The sequence below is a fragment of the Dietzia sp. B19 genome (assembly GCF_014145155.1).
Classification (GTDB): domain Bacteria; phylum Actinomycetota; class Actinomycetes; order Mycobacteriales; family Mycobacteriaceae; genus Dietzia; species Dietzia natronolimnaea.
In genome coordinates, this window is sequence record NZ_JAALED010000446.1 from 1 (window position 1) to 5,026 (window position 5,026).

Annotated in this window: 4 protein-coding genes; 1 reads left to right on the forward strand and 3 read right to left on the reverse strand. The window is 70.1% G+C overall.

Annotated elements, in window-relative coordinates; translation table 11 throughout:
- Positions 1-79: 79 nt before the first annotated feature.
- Genes G6020_RS12535 through G6020_RS12545 form a run of 3 tightly spaced genes read right to left on the reverse strand, consistent with a single transcriptional unit; the run spans position 80 to position 4,246 of the window.
- Positions 80-1,153 carry a phosphotransferase family protein gene (locus tag G6020_RS12535; RefSeq protein ID WP_182610848.1) on the reverse strand — a complete coding sequence of 358 codons (1,074 nt, stop codon included), beginning with the start codon at positions 1,151-1,153 and terminating at the stop codon, positions 80-82.
- 51 nt (positions 1,154-1,204) lie between these two features.
- Complete coding sequence (locus tag G6020_RS12540) at positions 1,205-2,548, reverse strand: MFS transporter (protein ID WP_182610849.1); 1,344 nt, start codon at positions 2,546-2,548, stop codon at positions 1,205-1,207.
- A gap of 36 nt (positions 2,549-2,584) precedes the next feature.
- Entirely contained in the window at positions 2,585-4,246 is a 1,662-nt protein-coding gene (locus G6020_RS12545; RefSeq protein WP_182610850.1) for an AMP-binding protein, read from the reverse strand.
- A gap of 124 nt (positions 4,247-4,370) precedes the next feature.
- Here G6020_RS12545 and G6020_RS12550 point away from each other — a divergent pair, with 124 nt between their 5' ends.
- The gene (locus tag G6020_RS12550; RefSeq protein ID WP_182610851.1) at positions 4,371-5,003 is read left to right on the forward strand and encodes a TetR/AcrR family transcriptional regulator; all 633 of its coding nucleotides are present in this window, start codon (positions 4,371-4,373) and stop codon (positions 5,001-5,003) included.
- Positions 5,004-5,026 lie beyond the last annotated feature (23 nt).

A 5,026-nucleotide genomic window follows, 5' to 3' on the forward strand; every position in this document is an offset into this window, starting at 1 on the left:
CCCGTGCGGGGGTCGACCGGCCCGCGCACGGCCCGGGCGGGGGCGTCGGGAGCGGGGGCGTCGGGAGCGGGATCAGCCATCAGCGGGCGCCTTTCCGGGAATCGAGGATCGAGTGGCCGTACTCCACCAGCTCGCGGATCTGCGGGCCGATGCCACCGAAGTCCTGTCCGGCCATGTCCCCGGCCTCGGAGCGGGTGGCCACACCCTGGGCGATCGCCGCGAACTTGAACGTCGCGAACGCCAGGTACCAGGGCATGTGTGCGGGATCCGTGCCGGTCGCGGAGCAGTACCTGTCCAGCAACCGCTGCGGGCCGGGCCACCCGGGGCCCGTGGTCAGACTCGGGATGAGCGGGACCTCGGGTCCGTCGGGATCGCCCCAGTACAGAACGGTCTGGGCGAGGTCGGCCACCGGATCGCCGAGGGTCGACAGTTCCCAGTCGAGGATCGCCTTGATCCGCCCCGGATCGTCGGCGTCGACCACACAGTTGTCCATGCGGTAGTCACCGTGGATGATCCGCGACGACGGCGAGGTGGGCAGGTCCCGGCCGAGTCGCGCGGCCAACTCGGGCAGGCGGTCCGCGCGGACGCTCGCGCTCGCCTTCTCCGACTGTCCGAGCCACCTGCGCAGCTGCCGATCGAGGTAACCCTCCGGCCGCCCCAGATCCCCCAGGCCGACGGCGTCCTGATCCACTGCGTGGAGAGCGACCATCGCGTCGATCTGCGCGTCCGCCATGGCCGCCTTGTCGTCGTCGGACTCGGCGTAGCCCGGCGGCAGTTCGTCGCGGATCACGTGACCGACGACCTTCTCCATCACGTAGTACGGGACACCGAGGTCCTCGCCGGTGGTCTCGTTGAGCACGATCCCGGCCACCGGGACGTCCGTCGACGCCAGCCCCAGCTGGATGCGCGCCTCGCGCCCCATGTCGTGGGCGCTCGGGAGGAGCTCACCCGTGGGCGGCCGACGCAGGATGAGCTCGCCGGCGTCCGAGCGGAGCGTGAACGTGAGGTTGGACTTGCCCCCCGCGATCAGCTCGGCGGAGAAGTCCGTCCAGGCCGCCTCGCCCGTGGCCTCGGCGATCTTGGGGCCCACGACGTCGGGGCGGAGGAGTCGGTCGACCGCCGGGCCGGCGGACGATTCTGGTGGAGTGGTCATGGGGTGATCCTCGCGGTTGATGGGCGGCCGGATGACCGGAACGGGCACGGACTAGTCGTGGCCGACCGTGTGCAGGTCGTTGCCGCGGGTCTCCTTCATGATCGCCGTCGCGATGATGGTGCAGACGCAGAGCACGATGATGTAGGCGCTGATCATCCAGTACACGTCCCACTCGATGAACTGGGCGTTGAGGTACGGGGCGCTGCCGCCGAAGACGGCGACGGACAGGGAGTAGGCGAAGCCGATGCCGGCCGTGCGCATCTTGGTGGGGAACGCCTCGGACATGAACGACGAGAGGATGGATCCGGCCGCGGCGACCAGCGTCATGGCGATCAACGAGGTGAGGAACAGGGTCCACGGCCGGTCGTCGATCATCCCCATCAGGAACGGGGTGGTGACGATGGTGCCGACGGCGAAGATGAAGATCACCGGACGACGTCCGATCTTGTCCGACAGCAGGCCCCACAGCGGAAGGGTGCACAGGGCGATCAACTGGCTGCCGAAGATCATCCAGAAGGCGGCGCCCGCATCCATGTCGCGCTGGGTGATGGCGAAGGTGGAGGCGTACGAGCTCCAGGTGTAGTGGGCCACGGTGATGCCGGAGACCATGGTCACGACCAGCGCGATCGCGCGGGCCAGACGGCCCTTGGAGAACGTGACGACCGGGGAGGTCGGGTCGGCGACGGCGGCCTCGGCGGCCTTGTCGAAGACGTCGGACTCCTCCATCCCGGCCCGCAGGTACAGCACGAACAGGGCGAACACGGCACCGAGCAGGAACGGGATGCGCCAGCCCCACTCGCCGACGGCGGACTCGGACAGCACGGCGGTGATGGTGCCGCCCACGCCGTAGGCGATCACGGTGCCGCCCATGATGGCGACGAAGACCAGGCTCCCCCACATCCCGCGACGGTGGGGCGGCGCGATCTCGGCGACGTAGCTGTACGCGGTCGCGGACTCACCACCGTGCGCGAAGCCCTGGACGATCCGGCACAGCAGGAGCAGCACGGAGGCGAAGACACCCAGGGTCTCGTAGCTCGGCAGCAGTCCGATCAGCAGGCTCGCGCCCGCCATCATGAGCATGGTGGTGATGAGGACCCACTTGCGGCCCTTGACGTCGGCGATCCGGCCGAAGACGATCCCGCCGAGCGGCCGGACGAGGAAGCCCACGGCGAAGACGGCGAAGGTCGCCAGCAGGGCCGAGACCGGGTTCTCGTTGTTGAACATCGCCGCCGCGATGAACGGGGCGAACACCGCGTAAGCGGTCCATTCGTACCACTCGAACAGCTGCCCGGTGGTGCTGGCCGCGAGCGACCTCTTGGCGTTCCTGTTGCCCTCGGCGGACTGCGTCGGGGTGACCTCCGAGGGGAGGTCGGGGCGGATGCTGGCCTCGGCCATGTCATCTCCTTCGGGTCGGGTGAGGGGTCTGGGGAATCAGGAGGGGGTGTGCTCGTCGCGGAGTTCGCGGCGACGGATCTTGCCGGTCTGGGTCTTGGGCAGCTCGCCGACCACGTGGACCTCGGCGGGCCTCTTGTAGGCGGCGAGTCTGGAGGCGGCGAAGGCGACCAACTCCTCCCCGGTGGCGGTGCGGCCCGCCTTGAGGGAGACGAACGCGACCACCTTCTCGCCGCGGTACTCGTCCGGCAGGCCCACGACCGCGGCCTCGAAGACTGCGTCGTGCTCGTACAGGACGTCCTCGACCTCGCGGGGCCAGACCTTGTACCCGGAGGCGTTGATCTGGTCCTTGAGCCTGTCGACGAGGTAGACCCAGCCGGCGGAGTCCATGACGGCGACATCACCGGTGTGCAGCCGGCCGCCGGGCATCGCCCCGGCGGTGGCCGCGGCGTTGCGCCAGTACCCGGACACGATCTGAGGTCCGCTGAGGACGAGCTCGCCCTGCTGCCCCGGCGGGACGGGTCGATCGTCGACGCCCACCACGCTCGCGTCGACCCCCGGGAGTGGGACCCCGACGGAGAGCGTCCCGCTGGCCTCGTCCACGGGGGCGCGGAGTCCGGGCGGGACGGCGACGACCCCCGAGGTCGTCTCGGTCATCCCGTAGGCGTTGTGGATGTAGTGGCCGAACCGCTCCCGGAACCGCTCGACCGTCGACGGCGGGATCGGTGCTCCCCCGCTGTAGAGCGTCTTGACGGACCCGAAGTGCTCCGGGCCGGCCTCGTCCAGACGCATGAGCGCGTTGAAGGCCGTGATGGACCCGATCGTGTAGGTGACCCGGTGTTCGCGGAAGGCGTCCAGGACGACCTCGGGCCGGAAGCGCCCGGCGAAGACCAGGGCGGTGTCCCCCAGCAGGCCGAGGGTCGCGTTGATGACGGCACCGGTGATGTGGAACAGCGGCGCTATGGCCAACACCACGTCTCCCGGCACGATGCCGACGAAGTCGGCGAAACTCCGGGCCACGGCCACCACGTTCGCGTGCGAGTTCATCGCACCCTTCGGGGGACCGGTGGTCCCCGAGGTGTAGGTCAGCAGCGCGAGGTCGTCCGGTGACACCGTGACGGGAGCCGGGGTCCGACCCGAGAAGTCGGAGATGAGCCGCACGAGATCGCCGTCCTCCGACGGCACTCCCGGGTCCGTTCCGCCGAATACCCGGGGGTCGTTCCTGGTCTGGAGGTCCCGCTCGCTGGTGCTCAGGATCCACCGGGCGTCGGTGCCCTCCACGCTCTCGCGGATCGCGGCGACGTCCCGGTCGGTGGCGATGATCCCCACCGCGCCGGAGTCCTCGACGGGCAACCGGAGCTCGCGACCGAAGTACATCGGGTTGAGGACCACGGCGGCGGCGCCGATCTTCCACAGGGCGAGCAGCGCCAGCGCGTACTGCGGGATGTTCTGCAGGTGGATGCCGACGCGGTCGCCGCCCCGCACCCCTCGATCCTGCAGCGCCGCGCCGAGGGCGTCCGACATGCGGTCGACCTCACGCGCCGAGAGGAGGGTGTCGAAGTACGCGACCGCGGTCCGGTCCGGACTCGTCGCGACCCGGTCGCGCCAGGCGTCGACCAGCGTCGCCCGCCGCCCCGCGAGGCCCTCGTCGAGACCCGGACGGTACAACTCCCGCCACGGGCGCGGGTTCGGTCCGTTCATCATCGCCCTCCGCTCCGTCGGCCCGACCGAGCGATCGCTCGGTCCGATGTAGTGTTACCCACACCACATCACGTGTCAAGTGATCGACAGCTAGGGTTTTTCGATGACCGAGGAGAGTCCACCGATGAGCGACTGGCGAGAATTCGGGCCCGACACCCTGTCGCCCCCGTTACGTGCCGCGTTGGTCGTCTTCGCGCGACACGGGTACCACGGCGCCTCGATCAGGATGATCGCCGAAGAGGCCGGACTGTCCGTTCCGGGCCTCTACCACCACTATCGCTCGAAACAGGCGATCCTCGCGGCCGTGGTGGACACGGCGATGGCGGAGATGCTCGAGCACACCGGCGCGGCCGTGGAGGACGCCGGGAACCACCCGGTCGCCCGCTTCGAGAACCTCGTGGAGTGCCTCGCCCGCTTCCACATGGCCAGGCGGGACCAGGCGTTCGTGGCCTCCACGGAGATGCGGAGCATGGACCCGGGCGTCCGCGCCCACCACATCGCCCAGCGCGACTCCCAGCAGGCGATGCTCGAGGAGGCCATCCGGGCCGGCGTCGACTCGGGGGACTTCGCCTGTGAGCACCCCGAGGACGCGGCCCGCGCGATCTCGTCGCTGTGCGTGTCGATCTCCTCCTGGTACCGCCCCGACGGCCCGCTGACGAGAGACGACGTGGTGGCACGACACCTGTACTTCGCCCGCGGCATGGTGGGCGCGGCCCGGGCCGGCGGCGTCGCCGACCCGTCACCGTCCCCGAGTTGACCGGCCCTTCCCCCGCGGCGCCT